Source organism: beta proteobacterium MWH-UniP1, from assembly GCA_036362785.1.
In the GTDB taxonomy this organism is placed as follows: Bacteria; Pseudomonadota; Gammaproteobacteria; order Burkholderiales; family Burkholderiaceae_A; genus Lacustribacter.
In genome coordinates this window covers 946,967-963,423 of record CP143625.1, presented here as the reverse complement: position 1 = coordinate 963,423, position 16,457 = coordinate 946,967, and the positions used below count along the sequence as shown (strand labels likewise).

Genomic DNA, 16,457 nt, shown 5'->3' with positions numbered 1-16,457 from the left:
TGATGACCCTTTCCCACCACACTAGACGCCAGTTCATCAGCCTGGCTATTGCCGCCGCCGGCCTGGCCAGTGGCGCCCTTTCGGCCCAGACGGCCTACCCGACCAAGACCATTGCGATGGTCGTGCCCACCGCAACCGGCGGTACCACCGACCTGGCCGCCCGACTGATCTCTCAGCCCCTTGCCGCAGCGCTTGGGCAGGCCGTTGTGGTCGAGAACAAAGGTGGTGCGAACGGCACGATCGGCGCAATGGCCGTGAAGAAGTCAGAGCCCGATGGCTACACCCTATTTATGCAGTATTCCGGCTACCACGTGATCACGCCCTACGTGTCGTCATCGCCCCTGCCATGGAATGCCAACGACTTCGTGCCGATCGCCAACGTGATTTCCGCCCCCCAGGTCATTGTGGTGCGCGCCGATCTGCCGATTAAAACCATGGCGGAGTTGGTGGCCTACGCCAAAGCCAACCCCGGAAAGTTGAACTACGCTTCTTCGGGCAACGGGTCTTTACAGCACGTCACCGGTGCCATGCTCGAGCAGCAGACCGGTATCAAGATGACCCACGTTCCTTACAAAGGAACCGGCCCTGCGCTCACCGATTTGGTGGGCGGCCAGGTGGACCTGACCTTTGGCACACCCCCACCCTTTGTTCCCCACATTCAATCCGGCAAGCTGCGTGCCATTGCGGTCACGAGCAAAAAGCGTTTGCCCAGCATGCCCGATGTGCCCACCACAGCTGAAGCGGGAATGCCAAAGCTCAACCCCACGTCCTGGTTTGCATTGTTTGCGCCTGCGAAGACCCCGAAGCCTGTGATCGATAAGCTCAGTGCAGAAGTGGCCAAGATTTTGGCAACGCCAGCGATCAAGCAAAAGGCGATTGATCTGGGTGCCGAGGCCGACTACATGAACCCGAAAGAACTCGCCGAAATGGTCAAGCAAGATCAAGTTCGCTGGCAGGCCGTGGTGAAGTCTTCCAACATCAAGGCTGACTAAGCCTTGATACCTTGACTGCCGTTTCATGAATTCAATCGTCAATTCACCAAAGGCACTCCAGGGTCTTAAAGTTGTCGAGATGGGCCAGCTCATTGCTGGCCCATTTGCTGGCAAGACCCTGGCAGAGTTTGGTGCCGATGTCATCAAAATCGAGGCACCCGAAACAGGCGACCCACTGCGTAATTGGCGCCTGATGAAAAACGGCACCTCGGTCTGGTGGCAGGTGCAATCCCGAAACAAAAAATCGATTGCGCTGGATCTGCGCCAAAAAGAGGGCCAAGATCTGGCCCGCTCACTCATCGCCGAAGCCGATGTACTGATTGAAAATTTCAAACCCGGCACGCTTGAACAATGGGGCATGGGCTGGGAAGACCTTCATAAGCTCAACCCTGGCCTAGTGATGCTGCGCATTTCAGGCTATGGTCAGACCGGCCCTTATCGTGACCTGCCTGGTTTTGGCGCCATTGGTGAGGCCATGGGTGGCCTGCGCCACCTTACCGGTGAACCAGGCCGCATTCCGGTGCGCTGTGGCGTTTCCATTGGTGACACCTTGGCGGCGCTGCATGGCGTAATCGGCATTTTGTTGGCGCTGTATCACAAGAAGGTCAATGGTGGCGAAGGCCAGGTGATTGATGTCGCGCTCACTGAAGCCGTGCTCAATGTGATGGAAAGCCTGATTCCTGAATACGATGCCTTTAATGCCATTCGTGAACCTGCCGGTAGCGCCCTGCCCGGCATAGCACCATCAAATGCTTATCGCTGCAGTGACGGCGTGGTGCTGATTGCAGGTAATGGCGACAGTATTTTCAAGCGACTCATGGCGGCCATTGGCCGAGACGATCTGGGCAGTGACCCAAGCCTTGGTGACAACGCAGGCCGTGTAAAACGGGTTGATGAAATCGATCAAGCCATTGGCGCTTGGACAACCACACGAACTGTAAACGACGTCTTAGGGATACTGGCCACCGCAAAGGTGCCCGCCGGCCGCGTGTATACGGCCAAAGACATTGTGGAAGATGCGCACTTTCAGGCGCGCGACATGATCCTGACCCAGCACACCCGTGATGGCTACGATGTGAAAGTGCCAGGGATTGTGCCGAAACTTTCTGAAACGCCGGGCACGATTCGCAGCTCTGCACCCCATCTGGGCGATGACACCGACGCGGTGTTAAAAAACATGGGGCTCTCAACAGCGCAGATTAAAGAATTACGCGACAAAAAGGTGATTGCATGAGCAACACAGGTGTCTGGGAGGGGCAATCAAAACGGATCTACATCCAAGAGGTGGGCACTCGGGATGGCCTTCAGTCCGAATCGGTCTTTGTCGATACGGACAAAAAGATTGCGCTCGTCAATGCGCTCTCGGCAACAGGCCTGGCCAAGATCGAGGTTACCGCCTTTGTTTCCCCCAAAGCGATTCCTGCACTGTCAGATGCTGACGTAGTGATGCGTTCTATCGAACGTAATCCCGCGATCGTCTACACCGCGCTGGTACCCAATATCAAGGGCGCAGAGCGCGCCATTGCCTCTGGCACCGATGAGTTAAACCTGGTCATGTCCGCCAGCGAGACCCACAATCTTTGCAATCTGCGAATGACACGTGAACAATCGTTCAGCGGCCTTGCCGAGGTCACCCAGCTGGCAAAAGCAGCTGGCCGGCGAGTCAACATATCGCTTTCCTGCGTCTTTGGCTGCCCCATGGAAGGCGATGTGCCCGTATCAACCGTGTTTGACTGGTGTGATCGTTTCATCACTCAGCTGGGGGCCGATGGCGTGACACTATGCGACACCACTGGCATGGCCAATCCCCGCCAAGTCGCAGAAATCACCCACGCCTTTATCGAGCGCTGGCCCAACACCGAGTTAACCCTGCATTTTCACAACACGCGCGGCATGGGTCTGGCCAACATCTTGGCCGCTATCGATGCCGGCGCGAATCGCTTTGACACCTCTATTGGCGGTATCGGCGGCTGCCCCTATGCGCCAGGCGCTACTGGTAATGTCTGCAGTGAAGAAGTGGTACATGCCCTGGGCCTGATGCACTATCAAACGGGCGTTGATCTGGTGAAACTCATCGCTACTGCAAAAATGCTGGCGCCACTCATTGGCCACGACGTGCCAAGCCAGATTGTCAAAGCCGGAAGAAGCTCCGATCTGCACCAACGCCCAGCCAATTTTGATGAGATCCGTGAGCGGGCACTGCGGAAAAACGCAGCCTAAAGCGATATCAAAGCTTGTGGTGCCCGGAGCCGGAATCGAACCGGCACGGCTTGCGCCCCAGGATTTTAAGTCCTGTATGTCTACCTATTTCATCATCCGGGCAGGAATTGCTCAGATTTTACAGCTTCTATCTCAATTACTTTTTGTGGGTCAAAATCGGGGTTCTCAAACTCAAGTTCCTCTGGGCTTTTGACCTTGCCAAGGGTTGTGGCGTAACTGCCAGGATTGGTCACCACCCGGCACTTGCCCACCTGGTAGTCAAAGGCGTCGTGTACGTGTCCATGGATCCACAGGTCGGCTTTCATCACAAGCTCATCTAAATCAGATACGAAGGCCGCATTGCAGGGGTCCCCCCGGAAACGCGGATGAACGCTACCCCGCGATGGCGCATGGTGGGTAATTACCACGGTCTTACCGTCAAAGGGTTCGTTGAGCTTTGCTTCCAGCCATGCACGCTCTTGCAAATGCAGCTCATAGGCCTGCTGTGCCGAAAAACCCTGCCCCGCTTTTTGCACCCCCATAATCTTGCGGTGATCCGCAATACGGGCCTCGCAGGCAAACATCGAGGCCAGCTGCCGACCACCTGTTCCCATCAACTGATAGTCTGTCCACAGGGTACACCCCAGAAAACGCACACCCTGGTCAATATATTCGTCACGCGATAACACAATCATCGCCGTGTTTTTGGCTGCCTCTTTAATCTTGGCCACATGGGGCTCGATGGCCGTGTCATAAAACTCGTGGTTACCCGGCACATACAGCACCGGGTGGGGCCATTGGCCGAACTTATTCACCATTTCCGTGCCTACGTGGATGTCGCCGGCCAAGACCAACACGTCCGCAAATGGCGTGTACAGGCGGTCAACACGCAGGAAGTCCGGAAACCGCTTATTCAGGTATTCCAGATGCAGGTCCGAGGCGATATGAATCAGCATAGTTGACTCAGTTTACAATCGGTCCGGCTGACTTGGTACAGCCAAGTCGGGAAAGACCTTAAGGCCGGAAGCGATAACCGGCCGGACCACAGTCCAGCACAACAAGGGGGGAGCATGTCGGAAACCACTCAGTACGTTGCCGCCGCAATATTCGCCATTGCGGTGTTGCACACCTTTTCGGCCAAGCTCTTCGAACGCCTCGCCCACCGCTACCCCGCCCACCACGGCGTTTTTCACCTGCTTGGCGAAGTCGAGGCAGTCTTTGGGTTTTGGTCAATTGTCTTGTTTGCCTGGCTGATGTACGCCGAGGGTTTCGATAAAGCCGTGGGCTATGCCGACAGCCGCAACTACACCGAACCGCTGTTTGTATTTGCCATTATGGTGGTGGCCGCAAGCCGACCGGTCATGCAGGTCGCGGGCTCCATGGTGGAAGTCGTGGCCAAAGCCATGCCGCTTAACCTAGGGGTTTCCCGGTACTTCTTGCTGTTGACCCTGGTCCCGCTCATGGGCTCACTAATTACCGAGCCCGCTGCTATGACACTGGCCGCGCTCATGCTCTTGCGATACTTTCTGGCCAACGCGTCGACCGCGTTTAAGTACGCCACCCTTGGGGTTCTATTTGTAAACGTGTCGATCGGTGGCACGCTGACCCACTTTGCTGCGCCACCCGTACTGATGGTGGCGGCAAAATGGCAGTGGGACACAGCGTACATGCTGTCCCACTTCGGCTGGAAGACTGCAATAGCTGTGCTCATCAACGGCGCGGTGGTCACCGCACTCTTTCGCCCTTATTTGAAATCAGCGGGCGATCAGATTCAAAAAGAAATCACCAACCTGGAGTCCACGGTAACTTCGGTGCCGAAAAGTGTGATTGTCATTCACATGCTCATGATTGCTGGCATTGTGCTGTTTGCCCACCACCCCCCAATTTTTCTTGGAATTTTCTTGGTCTTCATGGGCATCGCCACCGCCTATCCGCAATACCAGCAACGGCTTATCCTGCGCGAGGGACTGATGGTCGCGTTCTTTTTGGCTGGCTTGGTGGTGCTGGGTGGGCTGCAGTCTTGGTGGCTTCAGCCCCTGCTCTCAGGCATGAGCCCAACATCCGTGTACTACGGCGCCACCGCACTCACAGCGGTTACTGACAACGCCGCATTGACTTACCTTGGCTCGCTGGTGGAAGGCCTGAGTGAAGAGTTCAAATATGCACTGGTGGCTGGTGCGGTGACCGGTGGCGGATTGACCATCATTGCCAATGCGCCCAACCCGGCGGGCGCATCGATTCTGCGGCACCGGTTCTCAGACCAGAACATTAATCCGCTGGGCCTGCTTGCTGCGGCAGCTGGGCCGACGGTGGTCGCAATCCTGTGCTTTCAGCTATTTCCGCTCACCCTCTGGTGATCAGCCAGCCCAACTACTCAAAAGTTTTCGCACACAAAGTTTGACAAAAATCATTTTCTCTTAACGCTAAGGCCGAGAACCTTTCGTATAGTGGCAGTGCAGCATAAACAAGTATCCGACCCAATCGGATCGCCACCACAGGGAGATGACCAATGAGCGACGACATCGTTGCGCGGATTAAATCCAATCCGCAGTATCACGAATTAAAACGCAAACGCAGTAGTTTCGGGTGGACACTGACCATCTTAATGATGGTCGTCTACTACGGGTACATCGCGCTGATCGCGTTTAACAAAGAATTCTTGTCCACCAGACTCGGTGAGGGAGTGACCACGCTTGGCATCCCCATTGGCATGGGTGTGATTATCTTTACCGTAGTCATCACTGGTATTTACGTGCGCCGGGCCAATAGTGAATTTGATGCCTTGACCGCAGAAATTCTAAAAAAAGAAGGCGGAAAAAAATGATTTCCAACAAAAACATTTTCACTGCCCTTGTTTTTTTAACGATCTCAGGCGCGGCCTTTGCCGCTGGTGGCGATGTTGGCGAGGCAGCCAAACAGGCCACCAACTGGACAGCCATCGGTATGTTTGCCGCCTTTGTACTGGCAACACTGTGGATCACAAAATGGGCGGCGGCCCGCACCAAATCCGCAGCCGATTTTTATACGGCGGGCGGGGGGATCACTGGCTTTCAAAATGGATTGGCGATCGCAGGCGACTACATGTCGGCGGCTTCGTTTTTGGGGATCTCCGCTGCCGTCATGGCCAATGGCTATGACGGGCTGATTTATTCCATCGGCTTTTTGGTGGGCTGGCCAGTCATCACCTTTTTAATGGCCGAGCGGCTTCGCAACCTGGGTAAATTCACCTTTGCCGATGTGGCTGGTTATCGTTTCAAACAAACCCCGATCCGGGCCTTTGCAGCCTCGGGCACCTTGGTCGTGGTGGCCTTTTATCTCATTGCCCAGATGGTCGGCGCAGGCCAACTGATCAAACTGCTCTTCGGCCTGGAGTATTGGGTGGCGGTGGTGATCGTTGGCGCACTCATGATGATCTACGTGCTCTTTGGTGGCATGACGGCCACAACCTGGGTGCAGATCATCAAGGCCTGCCTGCTGCTGTCTGGCGTGACCTTTATGGCCATTATGGTCATGGCACAGTATGGATTTAGCCCAGAGGCGCTGTTTGCCAAGGGAGTCGAAGTCAAAACCGCCATTCAACTTAACGCCGGCAAGACCGCCGAAGAAGCGGCGAAAATTGGCGGCTCGATCATGAACCCCGGGGGTTTTGTAAAAGACCCCATATCAGCGATCTCGTTTGGCATGGCACTGATGTTTGGCACTGCTGGCCTGCCCCACATCTTGATGCGCTTTTTCACAGTGCCGGACGCCAAAGAGGCGCGAAAGTCAGTCTTCTGGGCCACCACTTGGATCGGCTACTTCTACGTGCTGATTTTCATTATCGGATTTGGCGCCATTACCCTGGTGCTGACCAATCCAGAATTTGCCGACACAGCCAAAGGCATTATCAAAGGCGGCGCGGGCACAGCCAACATGGCTGCTGTGCTCGTTGCCAAATCGGTGGGCGGGGATGTGTTTTATGGCTTCATCTCAGCCGTTGCTTTTGCCACGATTTTGGCGGTGGTCGCGGGTCTCACGCTCTCAGGTGCATCGGCGGTCTCACACGATCTTTACGCCACAGTCTTTAAGCAGGGCAAAGCCGATACCAAGGCCGAGTTGCGCGTCTCACGGCTAACCACCCTAACGCTCGGTGTAATCGCGGTGCTGCTGGGAATCACATTTGAGAAACAGAACATTGCGTTCATGGTGTCGCTCGCCTTTGCGATTGCCGCATCGGCAAACTTCCCCGTGCTCTTTATGTCGGTACTATGGAAGGATTGCACGACCAAGGGTGCCGTGATCGGTGGCTTTGCCGGACTAGTCTCTTCAGTGGCGCTCACCGTGGTATCGCCGTCGGTGTGGGAGGCCGTCTTTGGCAATCCAAAAGGATCAGCACTCTTTCCTTACACGTCACCCGCGCTTTTTTCCATGACCATTGCGTTTGCGTCGATCTACATTTTCTCGAAACTCGACAACAGCGCACAGGCAGCGAAAGAGCGCGAAGCGTTCGAAGCCCAGCAAGTTCGTTCAGAAACAGGGCTGGGTGCCTCGGGGGCGTCGGGGCATTAAACGATATCTCGCTAAAAAAAACCAGGCTTGCGGGCCTGGTTTTTTATGCAGCTAATAAATTTCGCAGCTTGATAAAAGCCATGGCCGTCATCACCGCATCGTTAATTGCGTCATGCGCATCCCGCAGGGGCAGCCCCAGATCGCGCATCATCGAGGCAAACCGCAAATCGATCTGGGTGAACTCGCGCAGATGGTCTGGCAGTTGTTTGGTCTTAAATTCATAATACATCGACGATACTTCAATTTTCGGCTGCGGCAATCCAATGCCAATCATTTTGCGCAACGTCTTATTGACCATTGCCTCGTCGAACTCAAGGAAATACCCCACCAGGGGCCGGCTACCAATAAACGCCAGCAGGCGCGCCATCGCCTCTTCGGGCGCAAGCCCAGCAGATAGATCCTGCTCGCGAATTCTGTGTACTTTCACCGCCCCCGCTGAGATTTTTTTCTCGGGTCGCACCAGCAGCTCAAGTCGTTCACTGGTCAGGATTCGATTGCCCACAATGCGGACTGCGCCAATCGCGATAATCTCCTCAGTCGCGACATTCAGGCCAGTGGTCTCGGTATCCAGACAGACCCATTCCTGCTCTGGCGGCGGTTCGAACAAAAACTGATAGTGCGGGTCTGACAAGCGCATCCGCATCCACTTTTGACTGAGCGACTGCATCAGCCCGCCTTGCGATCGACTCATGCAGCCTCGAGATGAAAATGCTGCCGCAAGAGCGCCTTAAACTTTTTCACTTCGTTCAAGCTGTCTTTCAGCAGATCGCGCTCAAGCGCCGACAAGCCGCGCATATCAATCTCACCCGTCACGGTGTGTTGGGTCTCGATCTGACGCAGGCCCTCTTTAAGCCGCAGGCCCATCAGAAAATGCAGACTCTCAATCAAGTGCGTGGCGGTGTCGCGGGGAAGCTTGCCCAACTCGACAAGCCGCTCTAGCCGATCCAGTGTCGATGTCTCGGCGAGTCGGTGTTCAAGCGCCAGACTACGCACACCATGAACAATCGCGAATATTCCTGCCTTCTTAAGATTTAAGGTCTCAGGCCCCTTGTCCCCCATCTGCAAAAGCCGGTTCCACCAGCCCGACTCGGTTGAAAAGGCGTCAATCGATGCAGCAAAACGCGCAAGAAAAAAGTCGTTATCAAGCAGCGCTTCAAACAAGCCCTCTTTCACTGCTTTCAAGAGCTCCGCATCACCGCTCACCGAATGGGCATCGATAAAGATCGCCAAATCCATTAAGCCCTCGGGCGTTGGCTGAACCAACCAGTCACGGACACGCGTTGAAAACTGCGTGAGGGTTAAGCACCACTGCGGATTGTTCACCATAATTTTCCCAGGACACTCGGGGTAGCCAAACTGGGAAAGCGCCCTTGAAAAACGCTCACAAGAAATCTCTGCTTCTTTGATCAGATCGGGGTGGCCGTCTCGAATAATCAACCCATTGTCTTGGTCGGTCTTCAGTAACTGTTCACCCCTGCCCTCGCTGCCCATCACAAAAAGACAGCTGTTGGCACGTAATTCCGGGCTGGCAATCAGGCTCCAGGTGCGGTCAAACAAGGTGGCATTTAACTCCTGCACAAGCTTGGCAATCATGCCCACACGGGTGCCGTTGCGATGGAGTAACGCAACCAACCGGGTGATTTCGTTGGCGGCCTGGTGCAGTTGATCCAGCGACTGGGCCTGCAAAATACGCTGCACGATCAAAGACGAACTATTGGTGAGAAAACTCAACAGATCGACCTGCTCCAAAAGACCCACGACCTTATCCCCATCCATCACCACCACGCGGGTGACTTTGTGCCGAACCATAGTGGCCAGCGCATCGTAGACATGGTCTGTGGGCTTGATCTTCACCAGGCCCCAGCGGGCGAGTCTGCCCACGGCAAGCTGATCCAGTGGCGTGCCATCCAAAATGGCTCGGCTTAGGTTACGCAGAGTAAAGATACCCAGACGAGGAGTCGGCCCAGTGTTGTCCTGAACCAAGACCGTATTGGTTCTGATGCGATCGAAGATCTCTGCAACGGCACGAACATTTTCTGCCGTATCGACGAAAACCGCTGGCCGCAGAAATGCCTGATCTACCCTGGCCATGCTCAGTGTGTGAAGCTCGTGCTGGCTTCGACGCTCGGATAAAGCATTGAGCTTTTTAAAGAGATCCTCGAATAACAAAGCCCCAAAGGTACTGTTGCTCGAAATCAACTCATTGACGGCTGCCTTAGAGAGTTGATAGGCCACCACCTCTTCCATGGCCACAAATTGATTGGAGACTTTGCCGGCAACCAAGCCCCGACCGTCAAAAGAATCGTCTGGCCCGTAGACACGGACCTCTTCACCATCTTCGATCTGCTGAACATAGCCCTTGATCACCACATACAGATGTGTCGGCACCGCGCCCACGTCCAGAATGATCTCGCCTGGCCGAAAGTACGTCACATCCACGCTGTTGCTGACCAACTGCTGCTCTTCGCGCGTTAGGCAATCAAACGGCGAGGCCGAAAAATTAAATGCACTCGGCATAACGACCCCCCAGCTAGCGCAGAAAATCCATCTCTAACCGGGCCCGCAGGCCGGATAGCGTTGAGAGCGCCTCGGACAACCGCTCAATCTCATGGGAACTTAGCTCATCTAAGTTCAAGATGTTCGGAGACAAGTCGCCCTGATCGCTTTGGGCCGCGCGGGTGGCGTAGGCCAGCTGGGCCCTTAACCGATAGCGCTGCAATACGTTAAACGCATCGCGCATCTGATGCGATTCCGATTCCGACATGGCCCGCTTATCCACCAAGACTTTTAATCGCTCATCGGTGGATGTGGCGCTCACGCCCTTGGCCAAGGCCAACACCCGCGCGAAATAGACCACAGGGGCCGTGCCACTGCGTTTCATTTCAAGTGTGGATGGGGCCAACCACTCCATCAGGTAGCCGCGCTTACGAAGTGCACGGGCAATGCTAATGGCCACCGAATTCCGGCCAAGCTTGCCCACCTCGTCTCGCATGGCGTCTTGGGCAAGCGATCGCAAAAACAATCCCTGATCGGATACCTGCTGGGACAGCCAGGACCGCAGGCTATCGGCCAAGCGGGTCTCGCCATACAGCCCACGGAAATCAAAAAAGATATTGGCGTCTAAAAGGGCTTCGGGCTGGGGCGAGCGAAACCAATCCACCAAAAGCGCATGCCATTCATCCACACTGCGGCACCACTTGTCGTTCATGGCCATGACTCCGCCCTTGCACAGCGGAAAGCCGATTTCGGCAAGGCCATTGTTCACCGCTGTCGCGAACTTTTTAAATTTCTCGCGATGGGTGGGCCCATCTCCCTCAAAAATAATGGCGTTGTCCTGGTCCGTGGCAACCGTCTGCTCTTCCCGGCCTTCGGACCCCAGTGCCAGCCAGCTCCACGGGGGCAAGGGGCCAAGCTCTGCCGCCATCTGCTGCTCCACAATGGCAATCACACGGCGGGTCATGCCATCGTTTAGGTGACTCACCAGTCGGGCCAGAGAGGTTGCCGCCACCCCCTGGGCCATCAGCCGCCGAGCCAGCGAGAGCACCTCTGTGGCGCAGAGCTTTAGATCGGCGATGGTCTCGGCCTGCTCCACCGTTGCCGACAAAATCCGAAGACTGGAGCGTTGAAAATTAAATAAGTCCCGCTCCGAGACCATGCCAACCAAGAAACCATGCTGCAGCACTGGCAGATGGCGAACCCGGAATCTGGCCATCATCAGCATGGCTTCTAGGGCCCCGCTATCCGCATCAATGGTCTTAATACCCGTACTCATGACCTGGCTAATCGGCGTGGAAAGCGGCAATTGAGGCAGCAAAATCCGCTTAATCAGGTCATAGCGCGTCAAGATGCCCTGGATCGCCCCTGACTCGTCGGCCACCAGCATGGAACCCGCCTTTTCCCGCTCCATGGCCTCGAAGACTTGCTGCAAGGGTGTTGCAGGCAAACAGACCAGGGGGGACTTGCGGACAAGTTGTCCAACCCTCGTATCCATCGCTAATTCGGTCAAGTCATGTTGCGTTGCATTAGACACAGTTGTTTCCCTAGGTAGACATCAAAAAAGTGACGGGCTATCGTCCGTCCCATACAAGAATTAGACCACCTCTGGCTTTGGGGATCAAAGTCCAAAAGGTGTGAAAAACAAAGCAGTTCGCAGCACATTTAAGGGGACAAGTTTGCTAGGAACCGTAGTTGTTCTGAAAGGGCTCGCCGAATTCGTCGGCCTACTACTCATTGGACAAGGCTTGGTCTACTTATTGAGCTTTGGCAAACACGAAGCCAACGGCGTTTACAAGATGTTCCGTCTGGTGACCTCCCCAGTCGTCAAAGTTGTCCGTGTGATCACCCCCAACAAAGTGGCTGACAGGCATGTACCTGTTGTGGCTCTGATGCTCGTTTTCTGGGTATGGCTCTTTATGTCCTACCTGAAGTTCAGCATGTTGATTGGTCAAGGGGCATGAGATGAAATTCATTAACGCCTGGTACTACAGCCGGATCGCCGACTTCGCAATGCTGATCAAGCAGTACGAAATCGCCGCCGATTACTGGATCAAGATGGCCCTGCTTCGGCCCAAAGACCCCAAACCCTTCACAACCGCAGCCCACTGCAAAGCAGAGCAAAACAAAAACCTAGAAGCCGAAATCCTGTTGCGTAAAGCGCTCGAGGTCGACCCCGGTTACTCGGCCGCCTGGTTCAACTTAGGCTTCTTGATTCAAAAACGTGAAGACCACGAAGAGGCGCTGCGTTGCTTTGACATGGCCATTCGTTTTGAAGAAAAAATGGACCGTGCCCACTACGGGCGGGCCCTATCCCTGATGGCGCTGGATCGCCCCGAAGAGGCCAAAGCAGCACTACAACGAACAATCGATCTGCAGCCCATGAGCCCCTATGGCTATTACCAACTCGCTGCCCTGCATCACAAGCTGGGCGACGAAAAGGCCTGCATCAAGCTGGTCAAAAAACTACACAAATTTGAGCCCCAGCTTGCCGTGCAACTACAGCGTGAAACCGGGGTAGAAGCAGGCGTTGAAGATCCCTTTTCCAAATACCGCAAATAAAACGTGCGCTGAAGCAGTCGATGGAATCCAGCGCCTGAAAAGAATTGATAGTAAGAAACGGTGGGACAAACCGTATAAGAAAGCAGTACCAAAAACACTTCCTTTAGGAGGACTTTGATGCAATTAACAGAAAAGCACCAACAGTATTGGTCGGCGCTTCTGAGAAAGACAGCCCTGCTGCTCGCACTCTGGTTCGTCGTCACGTACGTCGTGAGTTTTTATGCTCGCGAACTTTCTTTTAACTTTTTCGGCTGGCCCTTTGCTTTCTATATGGGAGCACAAGGCTCGTTGATCATCTATGTTCTGATCATCTGGTATTACGCCCGATCGATGAACAAGATGGACAAAGAGTTCGGCGTGGCTGAAGCGGAGGACGACTAATCATGGCTTCTAACAATCCAATCGCCGCTCCGGCCCAATCTCAGACGGCGTTTACCAACCAGCTGAAAAAGGTCTATGGCTTTTACACCGGTGGTTTCGCGGTATTCGTGATCCTGCTGGGTATCGCCGAGCAAATGGGTCTATCACGTGAAGTGATGGGCTATGTGTTCCTGGCTGCAACCATCCTGCTCTATGCCGGTATCGGTATCATGAGCCGCACCAACGACGCCGACGAATACTACGTCGCCGGCCGCCGCGTTCCCGCTGTATTCAACGGGATGGCGACGGGCGCCGACTGGATGTCGGCTGCATCGTTTATCGGTATGGCCGGTGGTCTGTACTTGCAGGGCTACTCGGGCCTGGCCTTCATCATGGGCTGGACCGGTGGTTACGTGCTGGTGGCCGTGTTCCTGGCTCCCTTCTTGCGTAAGTTTGGTCAGTTCACGATTCCAGACTTCTTGGGCGCACGATACGGCGGCAACCTTCCCCGATTCATTGGGGTCTGTATCGCCATTCTCTGTTCCTTCACCTATGTGGTGGCGCAGATCTACGGTGTGGGCCTGATCACCACCCGTCTCACGGGTGTGACCTTTGAAGTCGGTGTGTTCCTGGGCCTTGCCGGTATTCTGGTCTGCTCATTCCTGGGTGGCATGAAGGCGGTGACCTGGACACAGGTGGCCCAGTACATCATCTTGATCATTGCTTACATGATTCCGCTGGTCTGGCTATCGGTGAAACAAACCGGTATTCCTGTTCCCCAGTTGGTCTATGGCCAGCAACTGCAAAAGGTGACCGAGCTCGAAAAGAAACTGACGGCAGATCCAAAAGAGCAAGAAGTTCGTCAGATCTTTAAAGACCGTGCTGCTGCTGCAACCGAGAAGCTCAAAGCCCCGGCCGAGTTCTACAAGGCTGAAAAAGCTGCGCTAGAAAAGACCGTTGCTGATCTGAAGGGTGCAAAAGCGCAAGACGCTGCCGCCATCAAGGCTGCAGAAGAAGCGCTGGCCAAGTTCCCCGCCGATGAAAAAGCCTATGCCGCGAACCTGAACAAGGCTAAGGCTGGTGCTGCCCGCGCAGCGCCACCACTGCCCCACGCAGAGGCATTCCCTGGCAAAGACGAAGCTGCTCGGAACAAAGCGCGCAAGAACTTCCTGGCGCTGATTTTCTGTCTGATGGTCGGTACGGCTGCACTGCCACACATCCTGATGCGTTTCTACACGACACCATCGGTTCGTGAGGCACGTAACTCGGTGACCTGGTCGTTGTTCTTCATCTTCTTGCTGTACTTCTCAGCGCCTGCGCTGGCTGTACTGGTGAAGTTTGTGGTCTACAACGACGTGGTGGGATCCGCCTATTCAGCGCTCCCGGCCTGGGTGGCCAACTGGACACGGGTAGACCCGGGACTGTTGTCGGTGGTTGACCTTAACAAAGACGGCATTGTGCAGTTGGCAGAGATCTCGATTGGTGCAGACATTGTGGTTCTGGCAACCCCAGAAATCGCAGGCCTGCCCTATGTGATCTCCGGCTTGGTTGCAGCTGGTGGTTTGGCTGCTGCACTATCCACCGCTGACGGTCTGCTGCTGACCATGGCCAACGCCTTGTCCCACGACATCTACTACAAGATGATCGATCCGTCGGCACCGGTGGCACGTCGTGTGCTGCTGTCCAAATCGATGCTCCTGATCATTGCCGTGTTGGCAGCCCTGGTGGCACAACAGAAACCTGCAGACATCCTGTTCCTGGTGGGTGCAGCCTTCTCGTTTGCCGCTGCTGGCTTCTTCCCGGCACTGGTGCTTGGCATCTTCTGGAAGCGCACCACGGGTATCGCTGCAAGCCTGGGTATGTTGGTCGGTATTGGTGTCACCTTCTACTACATGGTGATCAACCAGCCATGGCTGCGCGAAGTGTTTTTGGGTATTCCGCGCTCGGCACCCATCACCGGTGAGTGGTTTGAGATTGCTGCAATCTCGGCCGCCACCTTCGGTATGCCCGCCGGCTTTATCGTCATGATCGTGGTCAGCCTGATCACACCTGCCCCGAACCGTCAGGTTCAGGAGTTGGTGGAATCGGTTCGCTATCCTGATCTGAAGATGGCGAAGTAAGCCGTACCAAGCCCCAGGCGGCCTTCGGGCTGTCTGGGGGGGGTTCCAGAAGCCAGGCGCTAACCCCTTTAGCGCCCCTTCTCGCAAGACAGCCCGCTGATCCCCAGCGGGCTTTTTTTATGCTTCTGCGCTAAGATTGGCCCTAGAGCTAGGGGTGACGCCGCCCAGTGGTGGCGCGTCTGAGACATACCCTTGAACCTGATCCGGCTGGTACCGGCGTAGGAAAGCCTTCTCTCAAGCCCATGGCTCGCTTGATATTTTTGGAAAAGCGAAAACACTTGGGCACACCCCGAAAAATTCTGACGATTGCTGGCTCCGATAGCGGTGGCGGCGCAGGCATTCAGGCGGACTTAAAGACCTTTGCCGCCCTGGGCTGCTATGGTCTGTCGGCCATCACGGCCCTTACCGCCCAGAACACCCAAGGGGTTCGGGCCATCCATGCGCCAGACCCAGAATTTCTTGGGCAGCAGTTAGACGCGGTCTTTGAAGACATCGGAGCCGATGCCGTCAAGATTGGCATGCTGCATTCACCAGAAATCGTCGCGATCGTGGCAGACCGGTTAAAGCGCTTTGCCCCACCCCATGTGGTGCTCGACCCGGTCATGGTGGCCACCAGTGGCGATGCACTCATTACACCCTCCACACAAGAACGCCTGGTTCAATCTTTATTCCCACTGGCCAGCGTGATCACACCCAATCTGGATGAACTTTCTTTATTGATTGGTCAGCCGGTGACGCGGCCACAGGAATTCGCAGCGGCCGCCACAGCGCTATTAAAAATGGGGGCCAAAGCGGTACTCATCAAAGGGGGCCATTTGGATCAGCCCAATATCGTGGATGTGCTCTTTGAGTCGGCACCCGGCGCTTCGCTGGGAACGATTGGCCAAGTCACCGAAATCGAACACCGCAAAATTACCACCCGAAATCTACATGGCACAGGATGCACGCTATCGTCTGCCATAGCCTGCTTTTTGGCACAAGGCTATCCGCTAAAGACTGCCGTCAAAGGTGCGCAAGATTATGTTCGGCAGGCGATTGAAGCGGCCGTGGATATGCAGTTGGGCCTGCACCCTGAAACAGGCCACGGCCCGGTGAACCATAGTTTTGACCCACAGCCCATGCAGCTTTTAAACACGGTGTCAGACACCGCTAACCCCGGTGTCTGACACCCATAACAAAATAA

At 55.2% G+C, this 16,457-nt stretch carries 15 protein-coding genes, 1 tRNA gene and 1 riboswitch; of the genes, 11 read left to right on the top strand and 5 right to left on the bottom strand.

Annotation, left to right across the window (positions count from 1 at the left end; genetic code table 11):
• The first annotated feature begins 2 nt into the window (after positions 1–2).
• Genes AOB54_04705 through AOB54_04695 form a run of 3 tightly spaced genes read left to right on the top strand, consistent with a single transcriptional unit; the run spans position 3 to position 3,212 of the window.
• On the top strand, positions 3–992 hold the full coding sequence (locus tag AOB54_04705) for a tripartite tricarboxylate transporter substrate binding protein (protein WVN42675.1): 990 nt from the start codon (positions 3–5) through the stop codon (positions 990–992).
• 25 nt (positions 993–1,017) lie between these two features.
• Positions 1,018–2,226 carry a CaiB/BaiF CoA-transferase family protein gene (locus tag AOB54_04700; protein ID WVN42674.1) on the top strand — a complete coding sequence of 403 codons (1,209 nt, stop codon included), beginning with the start codon at positions 1,018–1,020 and terminating at the stop codon, positions 2,224–2,226.
• On the top strand, positions 2,223–3,212 hold the full coding sequence (locus AOB54_04695; GenBank protein ID WVN42673.1) for a hydroxymethylglutaryl-CoA lyase: 990 nt from the start codon (positions 2,223–2,225) through the stop codon (positions 3,210–3,212). The genes AOB54_04700 and AOB54_04695 overlap by 4 nt, the downstream gene beginning before the upstream one ends.
• A gap of 17 nt (positions 3,213–3,229) precedes the next feature.
• Here AOB54_04695 and AOB54_04690 read toward each other — a convergent pair.
• Both AOB54_04690 and AOB54_04685 read right to left on the bottom strand, forming a co-directional pair.
• A tRNA-Leu gene (locus AOB54_04690) sits at positions 3,230–3,314 on the bottom strand.
• A complete protein-coding gene (locus tag AOB54_04685; protein WVN42672.1) occupies positions 3,305–4,147 on the bottom strand; it encodes a metallophosphoesterase in 843 nt (280 codons plus the stop codon). Before AOB54_04685 ends, AOB54_04690 begins: the two co-directional genes overlap by 10 nt.
• Before the next feature lie 114 nt (positions 4,148–4,261).
• Here AOB54_04685 and AOB54_04680 point away from each other — a divergent pair, with 114 nt between their 5' ends.
• The 3 genes from AOB54_04680 to AOB54_04670 all read left to right on the top strand — a co-directional run bounded on the left by AOB54_04680 (position 4,262) and on the right by AOB54_04670 (position 7,739).
• Complete coding sequence (locus AOB54_04680) at positions 4,262–5,548, top strand: putative Na+/H+ antiporter (protein WVN42671.1); 1,287 nt, start codon at positions 4,262–4,264, stop codon at positions 5,546–5,548.
• 152 nt (positions 5,549–5,700) lie between these two features.
• Positions 5,701–6,015, top strand: a complete 315-nt coding sequence (locus AOB54_04675; protein ID WVN42670.1) for a DUF485 domain-containing protein — start codon at positions 5,701–5,703, stop codon at positions 6,013–6,015.
• Positions 6,012–7,739: a cation acetate symporter gene (locus AOB54_04670; protein WVN42669.1), complete on the top strand. Its 1,728-nt coding sequence runs from the start codon at positions 6,012–6,014 to the stop codon at positions 7,737–7,739. The genes AOB54_04675 and AOB54_04670 overlap by 4 nt, the downstream gene beginning before the upstream one ends.
• A 43-nt stretch (positions 7,740–7,782) precedes the next feature.
• Here AOB54_04670 and AOB54_04665 read toward each other — a convergent pair whose 3' ends face one another.
• The 3 genes from AOB54_04665 to AOB54_04655 are packed head-to-tail and all read right to left on the bottom strand — an operon-like array spanning position 7,783 to position 11,769.
• The gene (locus AOB54_04665; protein ID WVN42668.1) at positions 7,783–8,430 is read right to left on the bottom strand and encodes a 3'-5' exonuclease; all 648 of its coding nucleotides are present in this window, start codon (positions 8,428–8,430) and stop codon (positions 7,783–7,785) included.
• On the bottom strand, positions 8,427–10,256 hold the full coding sequence (locus tag AOB54_04660; GenBank protein WVN42667.1) for a putative nucleotidyltransferase substrate binding domain-containing protein: 1,830 nt from the start codon (positions 10,254–10,256) through the stop codon (positions 8,427–8,429). The genes AOB54_04665 and AOB54_04660 overlap by 4 nt, the downstream gene beginning before the upstream one ends.
• 13 nt (positions 10,257–10,269) lie before the next feature.
• Entirely contained in the window at positions 10,270–11,769 is a 1,500-nt protein-coding gene (locus AOB54_04655; GenBank protein ID WVN42666.1) for a DUF294 nucleotidyltransferase-like domain-containing protein, read from the bottom strand.
• 100 nt (positions 11,770–11,869) lie between these two features.
• Between AOB54_04655 and AOB54_04650 the strand changes: the two genes are divergently transcribed.
• The 5 genes from AOB54_04650 to thiD all read left to right on the top strand — a co-directional run bounded on the left by AOB54_04650 (position 11,870) and on the right by thiD (position 16,440).
• Positions 11,870–12,196, top strand: coding sequence for a hypothetical protein (locus AOB54_04650; GenBank protein ID WVN42665.1), 327 nt, complete (start codon positions 11,870–11,872; stop codon positions 12,194–12,196).
• 1 nt (position 12,197) lies between these two features.
• On the top strand, positions 12,198–12,794 hold the full coding sequence (locus AOB54_04645; protein WVN42664.1) for a tetratricopeptide repeat protein: 597 nt from the start codon (positions 12,198–12,200) through the stop codon (positions 12,792–12,794).
• 117 nt (positions 12,795–12,911) lie between these two features.
• Positions 12,912–13,175 (top strand): DUF4212 domain-containing protein, encoded by a 264-nt coding sequence (locus AOB54_04640; protein WVN42663.1) that lies wholly within the window; start codon positions 12,912–12,914, stop codon positions 13,173–13,175.
• A 2-nt stretch (positions 13,176–13,177) separates the two neighbouring features.
• Positions 13,178–15,274: a sodium:solute symporter family protein gene (locus tag AOB54_04635; protein ID WVN42662.1), complete on the top strand. Its 2,097-nt coding sequence runs from the start codon at positions 13,178–13,180 to the stop codon at positions 15,272–15,274.
• A gap of 140 nt (positions 15,275–15,414) precedes the next feature.
• Positions 15,415–15,516: riboswitch (TPP riboswitch) on the top strand.
• Positions 15,517–16,440, top strand: a complete 924-nt coding sequence (gene thiD, locus AOB54_04630; protein ID WVN42661.1) for a bifunctional hydroxymethylpyrimidine kinase/phosphomethylpyrimidine kinase — start codon at positions 15,517–15,519, stop codon at positions 16,438–16,440.
• Positions 16,441–16,457: the final 17 nt, after the last annotated feature.